This is a genomic window from Kaistella yonginensis (assembly GCF_030409525.1).
In the GTDB taxonomy this organism is placed as follows: Bacteria; Bacteroidota; Bacteroidia; order Flavobacteriales; family Weeksellaceae; genus Kaistella; species Kaistella yonginensis.
Map to the genome: position 1 here is coordinate 1 of NZ_JAUFQB010000023.1, position 517 is coordinate 517.

Consider the following 517-nt stretch of genomic DNA (forward strand, 5'->3'; position numbering starts at 1 on the left):
ACTTTTCGGTGGCCAGTAAGGAAATCGAGCGAGGCAAGGGTACACGTGGCCGGGGAGCCGAGGGAAAGCAGAACGTTGCGGTGATGGCCGAAAGCACCCCGTTGGAAGATATCGAAACGGGCAAAAAGGAGAAGCATGTGCGTTATTTCAAGGCCAGGGTACTGGATAGCCATCAAAGTGAAGGAATCAACGGCGTGGTCAGGGACTGCATGGAGGATGATGCCATCGTATTTTCGGACAAAAGCACTTCTTACGTTGACATCTCCGATCTGGTGGAATTGCACGTCACCGAGAAATCAGACGCCAAAACCACCAAGGAAACACTCAAATGGGTGCATATCGCAATCAGTAATGCAAAACGGACATTGCTGGGCAACTACCATAAAATCAAAAGGAAATACTTACAGTTGTATCTCAACGAGTTTATTTACAAATTAAACAGACGGTATTTTGGAGACAAACTCTTTGACAGACTAGTAATTGCGAATATAACAGGTGCATAAACGGATAATCAGAA

1 pseudogene is annotated in these 517 nt (G+C 45.8%); it reads left to right on the top strand.

Going from position 1 to position 517, the window contains the following annotated elements:
• Positions 1-503 (top strand): annotated as a pseudogene (locus QWY78_RS09195) (IS1595-like element ISBbi1 family transposase); the annotation flags it as partial.
• Positions 504-517: the final 14 nt, after the last annotated feature.